The 15224-nt window shown below is 64.5% G+C and carries 16 protein-coding genes; 13 read left to right on the top strand and 3 right to left on the bottom strand.

The window, feature by feature from the left end:
• Window positions 1-216, top strand: a 216-nt coding sequence (locus QAT43_RS09640; RefSeq protein ID WP_305042853.1) for an encapsulin, incomplete at its 5' end; no start/stop codon positions are given.
• Between the two features lie 77 nt (window positions 217-293).
• Here QAT43_RS09640 and sfsA read toward each other — a convergent pair.
• Both sfsA and serB read right to left on the bottom strand, forming a co-directional pair.
• On the bottom strand, window positions 294-986 hold the full coding sequence (sfsA, locus tag QAT43_RS09635; protein WP_305042852.1) for a DNA/RNA nuclease SfsA: 693 nt from the start codon (window positions 984-986) through the stop codon (window positions 294-296).
• Window positions 983-2179, bottom strand: a complete 1197-nt coding sequence (gene serB, locus QAT43_RS09630; RefSeq protein ID WP_305042851.1) for a phosphoserine phosphatase SerB — start codon at window positions 2177-2179, stop codon at window positions 983-985. The genes sfsA and serB overlap by 4 nt, the downstream gene beginning before the upstream one ends.
• Before the next feature lie 150 nt (window positions 2180-2329).
• On the opposite strand from serB, the gene QAT43_RS09625 reads away from it, so the two are divergent.
• From QAT43_RS09625 to QAT43_RS09585, 9 genes are all read left to right on the top strand, one after another.
• Window positions 2330-3196, top strand: a complete 867-nt coding sequence (locus QAT43_RS09625) for a branched-chain amino acid ABC transporter permease (RefSeq protein WP_305042850.1) — start codon at window positions 2330-2332, stop codon at window positions 3194-3196.
• 141 nt (window positions 3197-3337) lie between these two features.
• On the top strand, window positions 3338-5167 hold the full coding sequence (locus QAT43_RS09620; RefSeq protein ID WP_305042849.1) for a thiamine pyrophosphate-dependent enzyme: 1830 nt from the start codon (window positions 3338-3340) through the stop codon (window positions 5165-5167).
• Window positions 5164-5664 carry a 2-oxoacid:acceptor oxidoreductase family protein gene (locus tag QAT43_RS09615; protein ID WP_305042848.1) on the top strand — a complete coding sequence of 167 codons (501 nt, stop codon included), beginning with the start codon at window positions 5164-5166 and terminating at the stop codon, window positions 5662-5664. Before QAT43_RS09620 ends, QAT43_RS09615 begins: the two co-directional genes overlap by 4 nt.
• 123 nt (window positions 5665-5787) lie before the next feature.
• On the top strand, window positions 5788-6798 hold the full coding sequence (locus QAT43_RS09610) for a branched-chain amino acid ABC transporter permease (RefSeq protein WP_305042847.1): 1011 nt from the start codon (window positions 5788-5790) through the stop codon (window positions 6796-6798).
• Window positions 6785-7549, top strand: a complete 765-nt coding sequence (locus tag QAT43_RS09605; protein WP_305042846.1) for an ABC transporter ATP-binding protein — start codon at window positions 6785-6787, stop codon at window positions 7547-7549. Before QAT43_RS09610 ends, QAT43_RS09605 begins: the two co-directional genes overlap by 14 nt.
• The gene (locus tag QAT43_RS09600) at window positions 7546-9639 is read left to right on the top strand and encodes an ATP-binding cassette domain-containing protein (RefSeq protein WP_305042845.1); all 2094 of its coding nucleotides are present in this window, start codon (window positions 7546-7548) and stop codon (window positions 9637-9639) included. Before QAT43_RS09605 ends, QAT43_RS09600 begins: the two co-directional genes overlap by 4 nt.
• 58 nt (window positions 9640-9697) lie before the next feature.
• Entirely contained in the window at window positions 9698-9934 is a 237-nt protein-coding gene (locus QAT43_RS09595; protein ID WP_305042844.1) for a hypothetical protein, read from the top strand.
• Window positions 9934-10356: a PIN domain-containing protein gene (locus QAT43_RS09590; RefSeq protein ID WP_305042843.1), complete on the top strand. Its 423-nt coding sequence runs from the start codon at window positions 9934-9936 to the stop codon at window positions 10354-10356. The genes QAT43_RS09595 and QAT43_RS09590 overlap by 1 nt, the downstream gene beginning before the upstream one ends.
• A gap of 29 nt (window positions 10357-10385) precedes the next feature.
• Entirely contained in the window at window positions 10386-11540 is a 1155-nt protein-coding gene (locus QAT43_RS09585; protein WP_305042842.1) for an ABC transporter substrate-binding protein, read from the top strand.
• 90 nt (window positions 11541-11630) lie between these two features.
• Here the strand turns inward: QAT43_RS09585 and QAT43_RS09580 are convergent, their stop codons facing one another.
• Window positions 11631-12128, bottom strand: coding sequence for a ferritin family protein (locus QAT43_RS09580; protein WP_305042841.1), 498 nt, complete (start codon window positions 12126-12128; stop codon window positions 11631-11633).
• A 233-nt stretch (window positions 12129-12361) separates the two neighbouring features.
• Between QAT43_RS09580 and QAT43_RS09575 the strand changes: the two genes are divergently transcribed.
• Genes QAT43_RS09575 through QAT43_RS09565 form a run of 3 tightly spaced genes read left to right on the top strand, consistent with a single transcriptional unit; the run spans window position 12362 to window position 15022 of the window.
• Window positions 12362-13249 (top strand): diacylglycerol/lipid kinase family protein, encoded by an 888-nt coding sequence (locus QAT43_RS09575; protein ID WP_305042840.1) that lies wholly within the window; start codon window positions 12362-12364, stop codon window positions 13247-13249.
• A complete protein-coding gene (locus QAT43_RS09570; protein ID WP_305042854.1) occupies window positions 13138-14478 on the top strand; it encodes a glycosyltransferase family 4 protein in 1341 nt (446 codons plus the stop codon). The genes QAT43_RS09575 and QAT43_RS09570 overlap by 112 nt, the downstream gene beginning before the upstream one ends.
• Window positions 14450-15022, top strand: a complete 573-nt coding sequence (locus QAT43_RS09565; protein ID WP_305042839.1) for a phosphatase PAP2 family protein — start codon at window positions 14450-14452, stop codon at window positions 15020-15022. The genes QAT43_RS09570 and QAT43_RS09565 overlap by 29 nt, the downstream gene beginning before the upstream one ends.
• The last annotated feature ends 202 nt before the right edge of the window (window positions 15023-15224 follow it).

Below are 15224 nucleotides of genomic sequence, written 5' to 3'. Positions count from 1 at the left end.
GGCGGCGCGGTCACCTACTCCAACGCGGTGCAGGGCGCACTGCTCGCCGCCTCGCGCGGCGGCGATCTGGAACTGACCCTCGGCCAGGATTTCGCCATCGGCTATCATCACCACACCGCCGAGGAAATCCACCTGTTCATGACCGAATCCTTCACCTTCCGCGTCATTACCCCCGAAGCCCTGGTGGGCTACACGGTGAAGAAGGCGAAGAAATAAAATAGTTTAAACCTGGGAAAGATGGAAAAGCCGGGGCAATGCGCTCCGGCTTTTTTTTGGGGGCCTGGCTTGGTGCTTTACAGCACCACCGGCAGCCGCTCACCGATGCGGTTTTCGCGGGTGGTGACGCGCGTGCGATAGGCCAGGGCCTCGACGCCGGCGGCGCAGGCTTCGCGCAACAGGCGACCGTAGGCCGGGTCGATAGCGTCGGCGGGGGTGAAGGCTTGCGCCTCGCCGCGCTGCACGAGAAAGAAAATCACCGCGCGGTACCCCTGTGCCAGGGCCGCGTGCAGTTCGTGCAGGTGTTTCTGGCCGCGCAGGGTCACGGCGTCGGGAAAGCAGGCCAGGCGCGGCGTGCAGCACAGAGTGACGTTTTTCACTTCGAGCAGAACTTTCTCGCGGTCATTTTCCAACAAAAAATCCATGCGGCTGGCGCCGAAGGGATATTCGCGGCGCACCTGAAAGCCTTTGAGTTCGGTGATGAGTCCCTGTTGCAGGCCTTCCTCCACCACGCGGTTGCTGCGCTGGGTGTGGGTGTCGACCCAGTGGCCGCCGACCTCGATGAGTTCCAGGGTATGGGCGAGTTTGCGCGCCGGATTGCTGCTGCGCGAAATCAGCACGCGGTAACCGGGCACCGCGCACTGCTTCATGCTGCCGGTGTTGGGGGTGTGAGCCGTCACCAGGCTGCCGTCGGGCAGGCGCACCTCGGTGAGAAAGCGCTGGTAGCGGCGTACCAGCACGCCTTCAAGCAGCGGTTGGGGCAGGTTCATGCGTCAAGTTCGGCCATTTCCCACTCGGAGAGGCCGAGCAGATAGAGGATGGAATCGAGGCTCTGCTGGTTGATGTGGGTGTCGGCCTCCTCGCGCACCCGCGCCTTGGCGTTGAAGGCGATACCCAATCCGGCGCGGCCGAGCATGGGCAAATCGTTGGCGCCGTCGCCGATGGCGATGGTCTGGTCCAGAGCGATGCCCTCCCGGCGCGCGATCTCCTCGAGCAGTTCCGCCTTGCGCGCGCCGTCGACGATAGTTCCGTTCACCTGCCCGGTCACCTGGCCGGCGACGATCTCCAGGCCGTTGGCGAAAGCGTAGTCGAGGCCCAGTTCCTCCTTGAGGCGGTCGGTGAAAAAGGTGAAGCCGCCGGAGATGACCGCCGTGCGAAAACCGAGGCGCTTGAGGATGCGCACCAGGGTCTTGGCGCCTGGGGTGAAGGGGATGGTGCGGTAGACCTCTTCCAGGGCGGCGGCGGGCAGCCCCTTGAGCAGCGCCACGCGCTCGCGCAAGGCGCCCTGGAAGTCGAGTTCGCCGTTCATGGCGCGGTGGGTGATCCGCGCCACCTGGTCGCCGACTCCGGCAAGCCGCGCCAGTTCGTCGATGACCTCGATCTGGATCAGGGTCGAATCCATGTCCATGACCACCAGGCGCTTGGCGCGCCGATGCAGGCTTTCCTTCTGCACCGCCACATCAACGCCGAGATCGCCACCCGCGCTGAGCAGCTTGCGGTTGAGGGTCCGCACATCGAGGCCGGCGGGCACATTGATGAGCAGTTCGACGCAGCGCAACTGACCTTGCGTAAGCTTTGAAATGCGCTCGATATTGACCCGATCCTCGGCCAGAATCCGCGAAATCTGGGCCAGGGCGCGGGCGTTGACCTCGCCCCCCATGATGGTCAAAACGTAAGAGTTTCGCCCCGTGCGACGCCGGTAATCCTGTTCGTCGAGCACCTGGAAATCCAGATCCAGTCCCCACTCTTTAGCAAGAAACAGCAGATCCTTGATGAGCGGCTTCTGGTTGCTCTCGCCGGTCGGGAAATCGATGACCACCGACAGGGACAGCAGGGTGTGGGTGACGGTCTGCTCGATGTCGCGGATGCGCGCTCCGGCCTCGGCGATCTGCCCGGTCATGGCGGCGATGATGCCGGGCCGGTCGGGACCGGTCATGGTGACGAGAATCATGGGCTGGGTCATGGGGCGGTTGTCCTTGGCGTGGAATTGAGGGGCGATTCTAGCCCCGGAAGCCTATCGCTGGCAAGTCGTTCTTGACCTGCGAACCCTCCTGCAATAGGCTAGGGAATTCGCCTATCCGGGCGTTATTTTTGCTGTCGAGGGCGCTGTTTCTTGTCGTCATTTCCCGATTTTCTGCAATTCGTCTTCGCCGGCCTGACCAGCGGCGCCATCTATGCCCTGATCGCCTTGGGCTTCTGCGTGGTGCACAACACCATGGGCATCGTCAATTTCGCCCAGGTGGATTTTGTCTCCCTGGGCGGCATGCTGATGTTTTCGGCCCTGTTCGCCGCCGGGCTGGCCATGCCCCTGGCGCTGCCCGCCGCGGTCCTGGGCGTGACCCTGGCGGCACTGCTGGTCGAACGCATCGGCCTGCGTCCGGCGCGCTCGGACAATCCCCTCATCCTGATTTTTATCACCATCGGCCTGTCCATTATCCTGCGCGGCCTCATGAGCCTGATCTGGGGCAAGAACCGCATGGCGGTGCCGCCCCTGACCAGCGACGCGCCCCTGGTTCTGATGGGCGCCGCCATCACCCCGCAGGCCCTGTGGATTTTCGCCCTGACCCTGGCGGCCATCGCCTTATTGGTGTTTTTTTTCTACCAGACCTCCCTCGGCTTGGCCATGCGCGCGGTGGCGTCCAACCCCACGGCGGCGGCGGTGGTGGGGCTTTCGGCGGGGCGGGTGCGGGCGGCGAGCTACGCCCTGGCCGGCGCCCTCGGCGGGCTGGCCGGGGTGCTGGTCACCCCCATCACCACCCTGAGCTACGATGTGGGGGTGCTGCTCGGCCTCAAGGGTTTCGCGGCGGCCATTCTCGGCGGCTTCGGCTCCTTTCCCGGCGCCATCCTCGGCGGGTTGTGCCTGGGACTGCTCGAATCCTTTTCGGCGGGCTATCTCTCCAGCGCCTACAAGGACGTCACCGCCTTTGTCGTGCTGCTGCTGGTGCTGTTCGTGCGCCCCAAGGGCCTGATGGGCAAGTAACCGTTTTTTGTCAACCACGAATGGACACCAATAGGCACGAATAAACTAACAACCCCAAAAGCGGAAGGGCAATTGAGCCTTGGCTTCCATTCGTGTTCCTTCGCGTGCATTGGTGGTTCCAACCACCCTGAGAGGTCATCCATGTCTGATGTCAAAGATATCCAACTGCTGATGGGCAACGAGGCCATGGGCCGCGGGCTCATCGAGGCCGGCTGCCAGATCGCGGCGGCCTATCCCGGCACCCCCTCCACGGAAATTCTGCAGGCGGTCATCGACCGGCGCGCCGAGGCCGTGGAGCCCCTGCACGTCGAATGGTCGGTGAACGAAAAAATCGCCTTCGAGGTCGCCCTGGCCGCGAGCTACACGGGCAAACGCGCTGCGGCCATCATGAAGCAGGTCGGGCTCAACGTCGCCGCCGATCCCTTCATGCGCACTGCCTATCTCGGCGTCAAGGGGGGCCTGCTCGCCATCGTCGCCGATGACCCGGGGCCGCACAGCTCGCAGAACGAGCAGGACACCCGTCTGTTCTGCCTGCAGGCGCGGGTGCCGGTGCTCGACCCGGCGAGCCCCGCCGAGGCCAAGGAGATGATTCCGGCGGCCTTCGCGCTCTCGGAGCAGTACGAGGTGGCGGTGGTGCTGCGCCCCACCACGCGCATCTGCCATGCGCGTCAGAACGTCGAACTGGGCGAGCCCGTGCGTCTCGAACGGCGGGCCGACTTCCAGAAGGATCCGACGCGCTGGGCGGCCACCCCGGCGTTTCTTCCGGCCTTGCACCGCAAGCTCAACGCCAAGCTCGCGCAGATCGCCCGGGAACCGGCCTGGCAGCCGCGCCTGGCGCCCGGCGACGGCAGCCGCCCGCGCACGGCTCTGGTCGCCTCGGGCATCGTTCACGGGCATCTCGTCGATCTGCTCGGCGAACTCGGTCTGGACAAGGCTGTCGACCTGTTCCAGGTACTCATGCCCTATCCCCTGAGTCCGGATTTCATCGCGACCCTGCATCGCGACTACGACCACATCCTGGTGCTGGAAGAAACCTACCCGGTCATCGAACTGCAACTGGCCCATCCCGGCGCCGTCGGCAAGCAGGGCGGCGCGGTGCCGCGCGAGGGGGAACTGACCCCCGACATCCTGCATCAGGTGCTGGCCGATTTCCTCGCCCTGCCGCGTCCGCCCGAGGTTCCGGCGGAGCGCCGTGGCCGGCGGCCGTCCCTGTGCCCGGGCTGCCCGCATCGCGTGTCTTTTGCCGTCATCAAGCAGACCTTTCCCAAGGGGATTTTCCCCTCGGATATCGGCTGCTACACCCTGGGCATGAATCTCGGCGCGGTGCATACGGTGCATTGCATGGGCGCCTGCATCAGCCAGGGCGCGGGTTTTTATCAGGCCTACGCCCAGGACGGCGATTTCCCCACTGTGGTGGTGACCATCGGCGACTCGACCTTTTTCCACGCGGGTATTCCGGCCCTGATCAACGCGGTCATCCAGAAGGCGCGCATCATCGTGATGATTCTCGACAATGCCACCACCGCCATGACCGGCGGCCAGCCGGTGCCGCATCTGGGCCGGGCCGCCGACGGCGGCGCCGCCAAGGCGGTGGCCATCGAACCCCTGGTGCGGGCCGGCGGCGTCGATTTCCTCGAAGTCTGCGACCCCTACGATCAGCCGCGCCTGGCCGAACTGCTGCGCCTGGCCGATGCGCACATCCGCGCGCCCGAAGGCGGTGTGGCGGTGATCATCTCGCGCCACGGCTGCCTCATGGAGCCCAGCGTGCGTCGCGGCCAGGAGAGTTTTCTCGTCACCATCAACGCGGCCTGCATCGCCTGCCGCAAATGCGTCGATCAGTTCGAGTGCCCGGCCCTGCTGATGGATGCGGAAACCGGCAAGGCGCTGGTCGATCAGGACCGCTGCGTCGGTTGCGGCACCTGCATTCCGGTGTGCCCCGTTGCGGCCATCGTCAAGGAGAAGCGCCCATGAAACAGCAGATCATCGTCAGCGGTATCGGCGGCCAGGGGGTGCTGTTTCTCACCCGCGTCATCGCCCAGGCGGCCGTGGATCGCGGCATCCCGGTCTTGACCGCCGAAACCCACGGCATGGCGCAGCGCGGCGGCACGGTGCTCTCCACCATCAAGGTCGGCGATTTTCACAGCCCGCTGATCCGCAGCGGCCAGGCCGACGTGGGTCTCTTGCTGTGGGAGGCCAATCTCGCGGTGCATCAGGGATTGCTCAAGCCCGAGGGGCATCTGCTGATCAACGCCGACAAACCAGGGCCGGGAATGCGCGTCGATGCCGGCGGGCTGGCCCGCGAACTGGGCAACGCGGTGTTGAGCAATCTGGTTCTGCTCGGCCTGGCCGTGCGCGAAGGGGCGCTGTTCTGCACGGCGGCGGACTGCGAACAAGCGATTCGCACCCTGGCGCCGGAAAAATTCCTCGCCCAGAACCTCGCGGCCCTGCACCGGGGGATGGGAATGTAACGCATTATCCCTCTCCCCTCGTGGGAGAGGGTCAGGGAGAGGGGGCGCCTTGGCTCAGGGCAATCCGCCCTCCCCCTCACCCCCTCCCATAAAGGGAGGGGGACAATCTGCCATCGGATTTCCATGACCGCGAAAGACAAAATCCTCTATTTCCTCTACCTGCATCGCACCGGGCTTACGGTCACGGCTTTCGCGGCCTTCGTGCTGGTGTTTCCCCTGGTCGAGGACAATCCCTACACCCTGGGGTTGACCAATCTCATCGCCCTCTACGCCCTGGTGGTGCTCGGCCTCAACCTCTTCATCGGCTACGCGGGGCAGATCTCCCTGGGCCATGCGGCTTTTTTCGGCCTGGGCGCCTATGGCTCGGCCATCGCCACCACCGCCTTCAACCTGCCGCCCTGGCCGGCCATGGCCCTGGTCGCCGCCCTGGTGGCGCTGGTCGCCTTGGTGGTGGGCCTGCCCGCCCTGCGTCTGCACGGTCATTACCTGGCCATGGCCACCTTGGGCTGCAACATCGTCGTTTACACCGTACTCGTGCAATGGCATCCCGTCACCGGCGGCCACAGCGGCTTTTCCGGCATTCCGCCCCTGGCCTTGGGTGACTTTGTCTTTGACGAAGAAGGTCGTTTCCATTACCTCGTATGGAGTTTCACTCTGCTTGCGCTGCTCGCCAGCCTCAACCTGGTGCGCAGCGGCGTGGGCCGCGGCCTGGCCGCCCTGGCGGCCGACGAGACGGCCGCCGCCTGCCTGGGGGTCGACGTGCGCAGCGCCAAGGTCAAGGTGTTCGTGCTCTCGGCGGTGTTCGCCTCCCTGGCGGGCAGCCTCTTCGCTCACTGCTACGGTTTTGTCAGTCCCGATTCCTTCGGCATCTTCCGTTCCGTCGATTTCGTCATCATGGTGGTCCTCGGCGGCCTGGGCTCCATCTGGGGCAGCCTGTTCGGTGCCGCCCTGGTCACCCTGCTGCCCGAATGGATCGAGGTCTTCGATACCTACAAGGATCTCATCCACGGACTGATCCTGGTGCTGATCCTCATGTTCCTGCCCCAGGGACTGATCACCGGCCTGGCGGACCTGCTCAAACAGCGCCTGGCCCTTTACCGGCGCCGCCTGGAGTCCCGCGATGCTGACGCTTGAGGGCCTGAGCAAGAATTTCGGCGGCCTGCCGGCGCTGCAGGAGGTCTCCTTCCGCTTGCGCGGCGGCGACATCACCGCCCTCATCGGCCCCAACGGCGCGGGCAAGAGCACCCTGATCAACTGCATCACCGGGGTGCTCGCGCCCAGCGCGGGCCGGGTGGACTTTCTCGGCCGGGATCTGACCGGCCTTCCCGCCCATGAGGTGACGCGCAGCGGCATCGCCCGCACCTTTCAGAATCTGCGCATCTTCCCGCGTCTCTCGGTGCTCGACAACGTGCTCTGCGGCCTGACCCTGGAAGCGGGCCGCTCGTTTTTTTCGGCCATGCTGCGCCTGCCGCCCTTGCGCCATCGCGAACGCCGCCTGCGCCTGCGGGCCCTGGAGGCCCTCGACCGCTTTTCCCTGGCCGACAAGGCGGCCTGGCCCGCCGGGATTCTCGCCTATGGCGACCGCAAGCGCCTGGAGATGGCCCGCGCCTTTGTCGGCGAACCGCAACTGGTGCTTCTCGATGAGCCGGTGGCCGGGCTTAACGCCGCGGAAACCGCCGCCGTCGGCCGGGAGATTGTGCGTTTGAAATCCGAAGGTCACACCCTGCTGCTGGTGGAGCACGACATGGATCTGGTGATGAGCATCGCCGATCAGGTGGTGGTCCTCGACAGCGGCCGCTGCATCGCGCGCGGCACCCCCGCCGAAGTGCAGCGCAATCCCTTGGTCCTCGAAGCCTATTTGGGGCGCATGGAGCCGACCGCATGATGCTGCGCATGGAACATCTCACCGCCCACTACGGCGCCGCCCAGGCGCTGTTCGGCATCGATCTGGAAGTAAAAAAGGGCGAAACGCTCGCCCTGGTCGGGGCCAACGGCGCGGGCAAGAGCACCCTGCTCAAGTGCCTGATGGGCCTGGTCAAGCCCTCCGGGGGACGCATCCTCCTCGACGGCGAGGAGATCACCGGCAGCAGCGCGGCGCGCATGGTGCAGCGCGGCGTCGCCCTGTCGCCCGAAGGGCGCGAGGTGTTTCCCCATCTTTCGGTGCGCGACAACCTCGAACTTGGCGCCCTGTCCCTCAAATTGCCCAAAAGCCAAACCAGCGAACGCATGGACGAGGTGTTCGACCGCTTCCCGCGCCTGCGCGAGCGCACCGCGCAGTTGGCCGGTACCCTCTCGGGCGGCGAACAGCAGATGCTCGCCATGGGCCGTGCCCTCATGGCACGCCCGCGCCTGCTGCTGCTCGACGAGCCGAGCCTGGGCCTGGCGCCCCTGATCACCGACGAGATTTTCGCCATCATCCATCAACTCGCGCGCGGCGGCGTCACCATCCTGCTGGTCGAGCAGAATGCCGCGCGCGCCCTGTCGGCCTCGCACAGCGCCTATCTGCTCGCCAACGGCCGCATCGTCGAGCAGGGCGAGAGCCGCCGGCTGCTCAAGGATCCCAAGCTGCGCGCCGCCTTTCTCGGCGCCGCCTCCGAAGCCAATCCGGCCCACAGCCGCCTGGGCGCGGCGGGCCTGACCAATATCCGTCTGGAGAAACCCGACATGAGCCGTCTTGATTTCATGCCCGCATTTGCCTCCGCCGAGGAACTGGCCGCCCATCAACTCAAGGGCCTGCAATGGACCCTCCGTCATGTCTGGGAGGGTTCGAGCTTCTATCGCCAATGTCTGGAAGGCGCCGGACTGACCCCCGACGACATCAAGGATCTCGCTGATCTGCGAAAACTGCCCTTCACCACCGCCGACGATTTGCGCGAAGGCTATCCCTTTCCCTTGCGCGCCGTGCCCTTCGAGCAGATCGTGCGCATCCACGCCAGCTCCGGCACCACCGGCAAGCGCAAGGTGCTCTGCTACACGCAGAAGGACATCGACGACTGGACCCATTTCTTCGCCCGCTGCTACCAGATGGCCGGCGTCACGCCCCTGGACCGGGTGCAGATCGCCGTGGGCTACGGGGTGTGGACGGCGGGCCTGGGCTTTCAGCTCGGCTGCGAGAAAATCGGCGCCATGGCGGTGCCCGTCGGCCCCGGCAACATCGATATGCAGATCCAGTTTCTCCTCGATTTCCAATCGACGGTGTTCTGCTCCACCGCCTCCATGGCCCTGCTCATGGCCGAGGAAATCCACCGGCGCGGCATCGCCGACAAGATCGCCGTGAAGCGCATCATCTACGGTTCGGAGCGCTCCAGCCGCTCCATGCGCAAAAAGATTTCCGAGCTCTTCGGCGGCGCCGAACTCTTCGACATCACCGGCCTCACCGAACTCTACGGGCCAGGTACCGGCATAGAGTGCGCGGACCACGACTGCATTCATTACTGGGGCGATTACTATTTGCTCGAAATCATCGATCCCGAAACCCTTGAGCCCCTGCCCGACGGCGAATGGGGCGAGATGGTCGTCACCAGCCTGCGCAAGGAGGGCGCGCCCCTCATCCGCTACCGCACCCGCGACATCACCCGCATCATTCCCGGCCCCTGCACCTGCGGCTCGCCCCTGCCGCGCCATTCGCGCATCAAGGGCCGCTCCGACGACACCATCAAGTTTCGCGGCGTCAACATCTACCCGTCGAGCATCGACACCATCCTCTCCGCCGTGCCGGGCCTGGGGTCCGAGTACCAGATCCACCTCACCCGCGAGGACGGCTCGGGCCGCGACCACATGCGCCTGGTCATCGAGCGCGCCGAGGGAGTCGACAAAAAGCGCACCCCGGAACTCATCCACGAAGCCAGCCACCAGATCAAGAAACAGCTGCTGGTCACCGCCGACCTCGAACTGGTCGACTACGGCAGCCTGCCCCGCTCGGAACGCAAGAGCCGGCGGGTTTTCGACACGCGCATCCAGGATGAGATCGTCTGATTGTCCCGATCGCGATTCGTGCTACACTGTTCCCGTGAAGCACGAAAGGGGGGTGTCCATGGCAAATCTGACCATCAGCGTGAACGACGAGGCCCTAAAAAAAGCGCGTTTACGCGCCTTGGAGCAGGGCACCTCGGTCAATGCGATTTTGCGCGAATACCTTGAGAGCTATGCCGGCGTGCACGGACATCAACAGCAGGCAGCGCGAAGATTGCTCGAGCTGGCGGCCAAAAGCGATGCACGGCGCGGCGATAAAACCTGGAACCGTGACGACCTTCATGAGCGAAATGCCTGATGCTGAGCTTTTTCGACACCAATATTTTGGTCTATCTGTTTGACCAGGACGCTCCCGCCAAGCAGCAGCGCGCCCGCCAGTTATTCGCCGACGAGGTCGAAGCCGGCCGCTTTGTCGCCAGCACCCAGGTGTTGCAGGAGTTCTATGTCACGGTGACCCGCAAGCTTGCCGAGCCCCTGACCGCGGAAAGCGCGGAAGAAGCCGTCGCCACGTTGGCCGATCTCAATATCACCCCGGTCGACCCGCCCCTGATCATTGCGGCGATTCAGCGTTGCCGCCGCATGAAAATTTCCTTTTGGGATGCCCTGATCATCGAATCGGCCATAGCGGCCGGGGCTCGCCTGCTGTTGACCGAAGACCTGCAGGCTGGCCGCTCAATCGATGGCTTGACGATTGAAAATCCCTTTGCATCGTTGCGTTGAACCAAAATCAGTTTGTAGGAGGACACCCCATGAAGCGAATTCTTGCCCTGGTTGCAGCCCTGAGCCTGTGCGCGGCGCCTGCCCTGGCGGAAAAACCCATCAAGATCGGCGCCTTTTTCGACCTTTCGGGTCCGGCGGCGTTCATCGGCACGCCCACCAAACTGGTGGCCGAGATGGCGGTGGAGAAGATCAACGCCGAGGGCGGCATCAACGGCCGGCCCCTGCAGCTGGTGCTCGGCGACACCGAGGGCGATCCGGCCAAGGCGGCCAACATCGCCAAGAAATTCATCCACAAGGACAAGGTGGCGGCCATCATCGGCCCGACGCGCACCGGCACCGGCATGAACGTCAAGCCCATCGTCGAGAAGGAGGGCATCCCCACCTTCATGACCGTGGGCGGTGATCCGGTGATCATGGGCGGCGAGAAATTCGGCAGCTTCGACTACGTGTTCAAGTCGCCGCAGCGTTCTTCCACCGCCGTCAAGCGCCTTTACATGTACCTCAAGGAGCAGGGCCTCACCCGCGTCGCCCTGCTGGTCGCCTCCGACGGCTTCGGCAAGGACGGCCAGGGCTGGCTGGAGCAATTGGCCCCTGAATTCGGCCTGGAGATCGTCGCCCAGGAGTCCTTCGGTCCCAACGACACGGACATGACCGCGCAGCTCACCCGGCTCAAGAACGCCGCGCCCCAGGCCATCGTCTGCTGGACCATCGGCCCCGCCGGCGCTATCGTCGCCAAAAACCGCGTGCAACTGGCCATCGACATCCCGCTTTTCCAGTGCCACGGCCTGCCCGATCCCAAGTACATCGAGCTGGCCGGCGCCGCCGCCGAGGGCGACCGCATGCCCGCCACCAAGCTCATGGTGGTCGAGGAGCTGCCCGACAGCGATCCGCAAAAACCGGTGATCCGAGAGTTCATCCGCCTCTACACGGAAAAAGGCTACGACCGCCAGTTCCCCATCAACACCCATTCGGGCTATGCCTGGGATGCGATTCTGATTGTCGCCGAGGCGCTGAAAAAAGCCGGCATCGAACCCAAGGCGCTGCGCCGAGCCATCGAGGAAACCAAGGGCTTTGTCGGTACCTCGGGCGTGTTCAACCTCACCCCCGAGGACCACAACGGTCTGGATGTGGATTCCATGGTGATCGTGCAGGTCAAGGACGGCCGGTTCGTTCTGGCGAAGTAGACTGACGTAACGCACAAAAAAAGCCGCAAGGCCTGCCCCTCGGGGTGACGGCCTTGCGGCTTTTTTCGGTCGATGACCATCCCTCAGGGATTATTCGCGCACATAGGTATCGATGTCGGTTTCATGCACCATGGCCATGGTGCGGGCATATTCGGATTCGATGATGGCGTAGTGGTTGCGCGTGTCGCGGGCCACCTCCTCGAAGATGGCGCGCACCTGGGGATCGATGATGTGCGAGGCGGCGAGGCGGAATGTTCTTTCCAGGTCTTCCTCCTCCTTGAGGGCCAACTCGCGGGCGCGGCGTTCGTGAAGGTTCTTGTCGAGAGCCTTTTTCAACTCGACCAGCATCACCGAATCGGCCTTGGGCGGTGCATTGATCAGCTCCCCGAAGGTGCCGAGATCATCCCATTTGTAATAGTTGAAAAACTTTTGGGCATTCTCCCGCACCTCGTCGGCCAGGCGGGTCAACACTTTCTTGCCGTTTTCGTTCTCGGTGAGGGCGGCGGCTTCGCGATAGAAGTCCATGAGGTTCTTCTTGGCCAGAATCGCCATCCTGAGGGCTTCCTGCATCTTGTATTCCTGTGGCATGTCGTCCTCCTCCGCTGGTGGTGAAGGTGTGACCCTTCGGTGTTTGCTCCATATGACGTTCAGCAACTGCCGTTCCGACAACAATCCAACAAGCCGTTATTTTTAAATTTTTACCAGCCGCCCCCAAAAAAGCTACAATCCCCGAGACATTTTCAGAAAAAAATAATCGAATCCTGACATCCCTTTAACCGGAGCCAAACATCGGCCCCCCAATATCCCGGGAAGGACATGCAATGGAGCTCAGCAACCGCCACATCATCGTCATCGCCAACCCCACCGCCGGACGCCAGGGCCCGCAACGCATCGAAGAGGCGGTGGCCGCCCTGCGTCGCCGCGGAGCGCGGGTCGATCTCTGGTACACCAGCAAGCGCGGCGACGGCCAGGAGTTGTGCGGCGAAGCCATCAAGCAGCGCCCGGCCGTGCTGGTGGCGGCGGGCGGCGACGGCACCATCAACGAGGTGATCAACGGTCTGGCCGGCAGCGACATCCCCCTGGGTATCCTGCCCATCGGCACGGCCAACGTCTTTGCCCAGGAAATCGGCCTAGGCAACGATCTGCAAAAAGCCATCGCCACCATCGCCGAGGGCCGCGCCGAGCGGGTGCATCTCGGCCGCGCCGGCGAGCGCTACTTTCTGCTCATGGCCGGGGTGGGCTTCGACGCCCAGGTGGTCTACGAGCTCGATCTGGGGCTGAAGAAAATGCTCGGCAAGCTGGCCTATGTCCTGACCGGTCTCAAGGTGCTGCTCGCCCCGCCCAGCCAGCAGCTCGACATCATCGCCGACGGCGAAACCCTGCACGGCTACGGGATCATCATCGGCAAGGCCCGGCATTACGGCGGCAGCTTCCAGGCGACCCCGCTGGCCGGCCTGCATCTGCCCGAACTCGACCTGTGCATTTTTCAGCGGCGCGGCTTGCTGCCGCTGCTGCGCTACGCCGGCGGCATCGCCCGCGGCCGCCATCTGGAGCTCTCCGACGTGCTCTACCGCAAGGCCCAAACGGTCAGCCTGCGCTGCGCCAAACCCTTGCCGGTTCAGGCCGACGGCGACCTTATCGGTCGCCTGCCCATGGAATTTTCCGTGGCACGCGATGCCCTGACCATTCTCAGGCCCCCAGGAGGATAGCCCTGAAAGTCGCCATCGTCACCGAAACCTTCCTGCCGCAGATCAACGGTGTCTCCCAGACCCTCAACCGCCTGGTCGAACATCTTCTCGCCCAGGGCGACCAAGCCCACCTGCTGATTCCCCGCTACCGCGAGGGGACATCGACGCCGAAACCCGGCCTCGCCATCTCCACCTTTCCCGCGGTACCCCTGCCCAACTATCCGGAAATTCTGCTGCCTTTCGCCACCCCGAAGGCCCTGGGGCGACTGCTGCGCGAAGTGGCGCCGGACGTGGTGCACATCGCCACCGAGGGCCCCCTCGGCTGGTCGGCCCTGCGCGCGGCACGAGGGCTGGGTCTGCCGGTGATCAGTTCCTACCACACCAACTTTTCCCAGTACATGAGCGCCTACCGCCTGGGGTTCGTCGAGAGCGGCGCCTGGCGCTACCTGCGCTGGTTCCACAACCGCACGGCGCGCACCTTCTGCCCCACCGCCTCCATTCGCGACATCCTGCTGGCCAAGGGGTTCGAGCGGGTCGCCACCTGGGGCCGGGGCGTCGACGGCGAGCGCTTCCACCCGGCCAAGCGCGACCCGGAACTGCGTCGCAGCCTCGGTTTCGGCCCCGAGGATCTGGTGTTTCTCTACTGCGGCCGCCTCGCCGCCGAAAAGAACCTGCCGTTGCTCCTGCGCGCCTTCCGCGGGCTCACCGCTCCTCGGGCGCGGCTGCTGCTCATCGGCGACGGCCCCCTGCGCGAACAGCTGGCCGCCGATGCCGACGCGCGGGTGGTGTTCACCGGTTATCGGCAGGGCGAGGAACTCGCGCGCCTGTACGCATGCGCCGACGTCATGGCCTTTCCCTCCCTCACGGAAACCTTCGGCAACGTCATGCTCGAAGCCATGGCCGCCGGCCTGCCGGTGATCGGCTTCAGGGTTCCCGGCCCCCAGGATATCGTTCGCCCCGGCGAGACCGGCCTGCTGTTGGAAACCGTCGAGGCCGCGGCCCTGAGCCGGGCCATGGAAGAGCTGATGCAAGATGCGCCAAAGCGCCGACGCCTCGGCGCCAACGCCCGCGCCTATGCCCAGAAACAGAACTGGCAAGACATCAACGACGTGGTGCGACAGGCCTATGTGGAGGTCTGCCAAAAACCAACCACCGGTCCGGGTGCTCAATCCGCCCTGGCACCCCAGCAAAACGAGGAAAGAAAGGAGCTAAGCCATGTTGATGCCGAAAAAACCCAAACTTGCCGGTGATCTGGTGGACTACTACGCCCGCCACATCACCCCCAAGGAAGCGCGGATGATGCTGCGCTTCTGCGATCTGCGCCGCTACAAACCCCTCACGACCCTGATGCGCCTCGCCAGCCGCCTGGGCGACGCCCCCCTTTGGTACCTCACCGCCCTGGTCCTGCTGGCGACGGGCGGCAGCACCGGCCGTTGGGCGGTCCTGGCCACGGCCCTGTCCATCGTCTTGTGCGTGAGCCTCTTCAAGATTCTCAAGAACCTCATCGGCCGTCCCCGCCCCTTCGAGGTATGGGTCGACCTACCCTGCCAGATGCTCCCACCGGACCGCTTTTCCTTTCCCTCGGGGCACACCATGACCGCCTTTGCCGTGTGCGGCACCCTGGCGGTGCTGCTGCCCGGCTCCCTGGCCTTCTTTCTGCCCGCCGCCATCCTCATCGGCCTGTCGCGCATCTTCCTCGGCCTGCACTATCCCACCGACGTGCTGGTCGGCGCCCTGCTCGGCTCAGCCATCGGTCTGGGCGTGGGGCGGCTGGCGCTGGAGTTCATCCATTAATCGCCAATCTGCGCCCAGGCAATTCTCATTTCCCGCCTTCCTTGCGTCCCATCCTCTGGTAAAATTTTTCAAACTACCAGCGGATGGAACCGCATCATGCAAAAACTTACCGAACTTTCTTTGCAAATCCGCTATTACGGCACTTTGCGTTTTGCCATGCTCACGGTGTTCATGGCGGTAACGGCCGGCCTCATGGCGGCCT

It is taken from the genome of Geoalkalibacter sp. (genome assembly GCF_030604225.1).
Lineage (GTDB): Bacteria > Desulfobacterota > Desulfuromonadia > Desulfuromonadales > Geoalkalibacteraceae > Geoalkalibacter.
Note: the sequence above shows the minus strand (reverse complement) of the source record. Positions and strands in the feature narration are given on the sequence as shown.

Excerpts from the sequence above, each read along its gene's own strand:
- sfsA (WP_305042852.1), bottom strand. The coding sequence starts at position 986 with ATGAACCTGCCCCAACCGCTGCTTGAAGGCGTGCTGGTACGCCGCTAC.
- serB (WP_305042851.1), bottom strand. The coding sequence starts at position 2,179 with ATGACCCAGCCCATGATTCTCGTCACCATGACCGGTCCCGACCGGCCC.
- QAT43_RS09620 (WP_305042849.1), top strand. The coding sequence starts at position 3,338 with ATGTCTGATGTCAAAGATATCCAACTGCTGATGGGCAACGAGGCCATG.
- QAT43_RS09615 (WP_305042848.1), top strand. The coding sequence starts at position 5,164 with ATGAAACAGCAGATCATCGTCAGCGGTATCGGCGGCCAGGGGGTGCTG.
- QAT43_RS09610 (WP_305042847.1), top strand. The coding sequence starts at position 5,788 with ATGACCGCGAAAGACAAAATCCTCTATTTCCTCTACCTGCATCGCACC.
- QAT43_RS09605 (WP_305042846.1), top strand. The coding sequence starts at position 6,785 with ATGCTGACGCTTGAGGGCCTGAGCAAGAATTTCGGCGGCCTGCCGGCG.
- QAT43_RS09600 (WP_305042845.1), top strand. The coding sequence starts at position 7,546 with ATGATGCTGCGCATGGAACATCTCACCGCCCACTACGGCGCCGCCCAG.
- QAT43_RS09595 (WP_305042844.1), top strand. The coding sequence starts at position 9,698 with ATGGCAAATCTGACCATCAGCGTGAACGACGAGGCCCTAAAAAAAGCG.
- QAT43_RS09590 (WP_305042843.1), top strand. The coding sequence starts at position 9,934 with ATGCTGAGCTTTTTCGACACCAATATTTTGGTCTATCTGTTTGACCAG.
- QAT43_RS09585 (WP_305042842.1), top strand. The coding sequence starts at position 10,386 with ATGAAGCGAATTCTTGCCCTGGTTGCAGCCCTGAGCCTGTGCGCGGCG.
- QAT43_RS09580 (WP_305042841.1), bottom strand. The coding sequence starts at position 12,128 with ATGCCACAGGAATACAAGATGCAGGAAGCCCTCAGGATGGCGATTCTG.
- QAT43_RS09575 (WP_305042840.1), top strand. The coding sequence starts at position 12,362 with ATGGAGCTCAGCAACCGCCACATCATCGTCATCGCCAACCCCACCGCC.
- QAT43_RS09565 (WP_305042839.1), top strand. The coding sequence starts at position 14,450 with ATGCCGAAAAAACCCAAACTTGCCGGTGATCTGGTGGACTACTACGCC.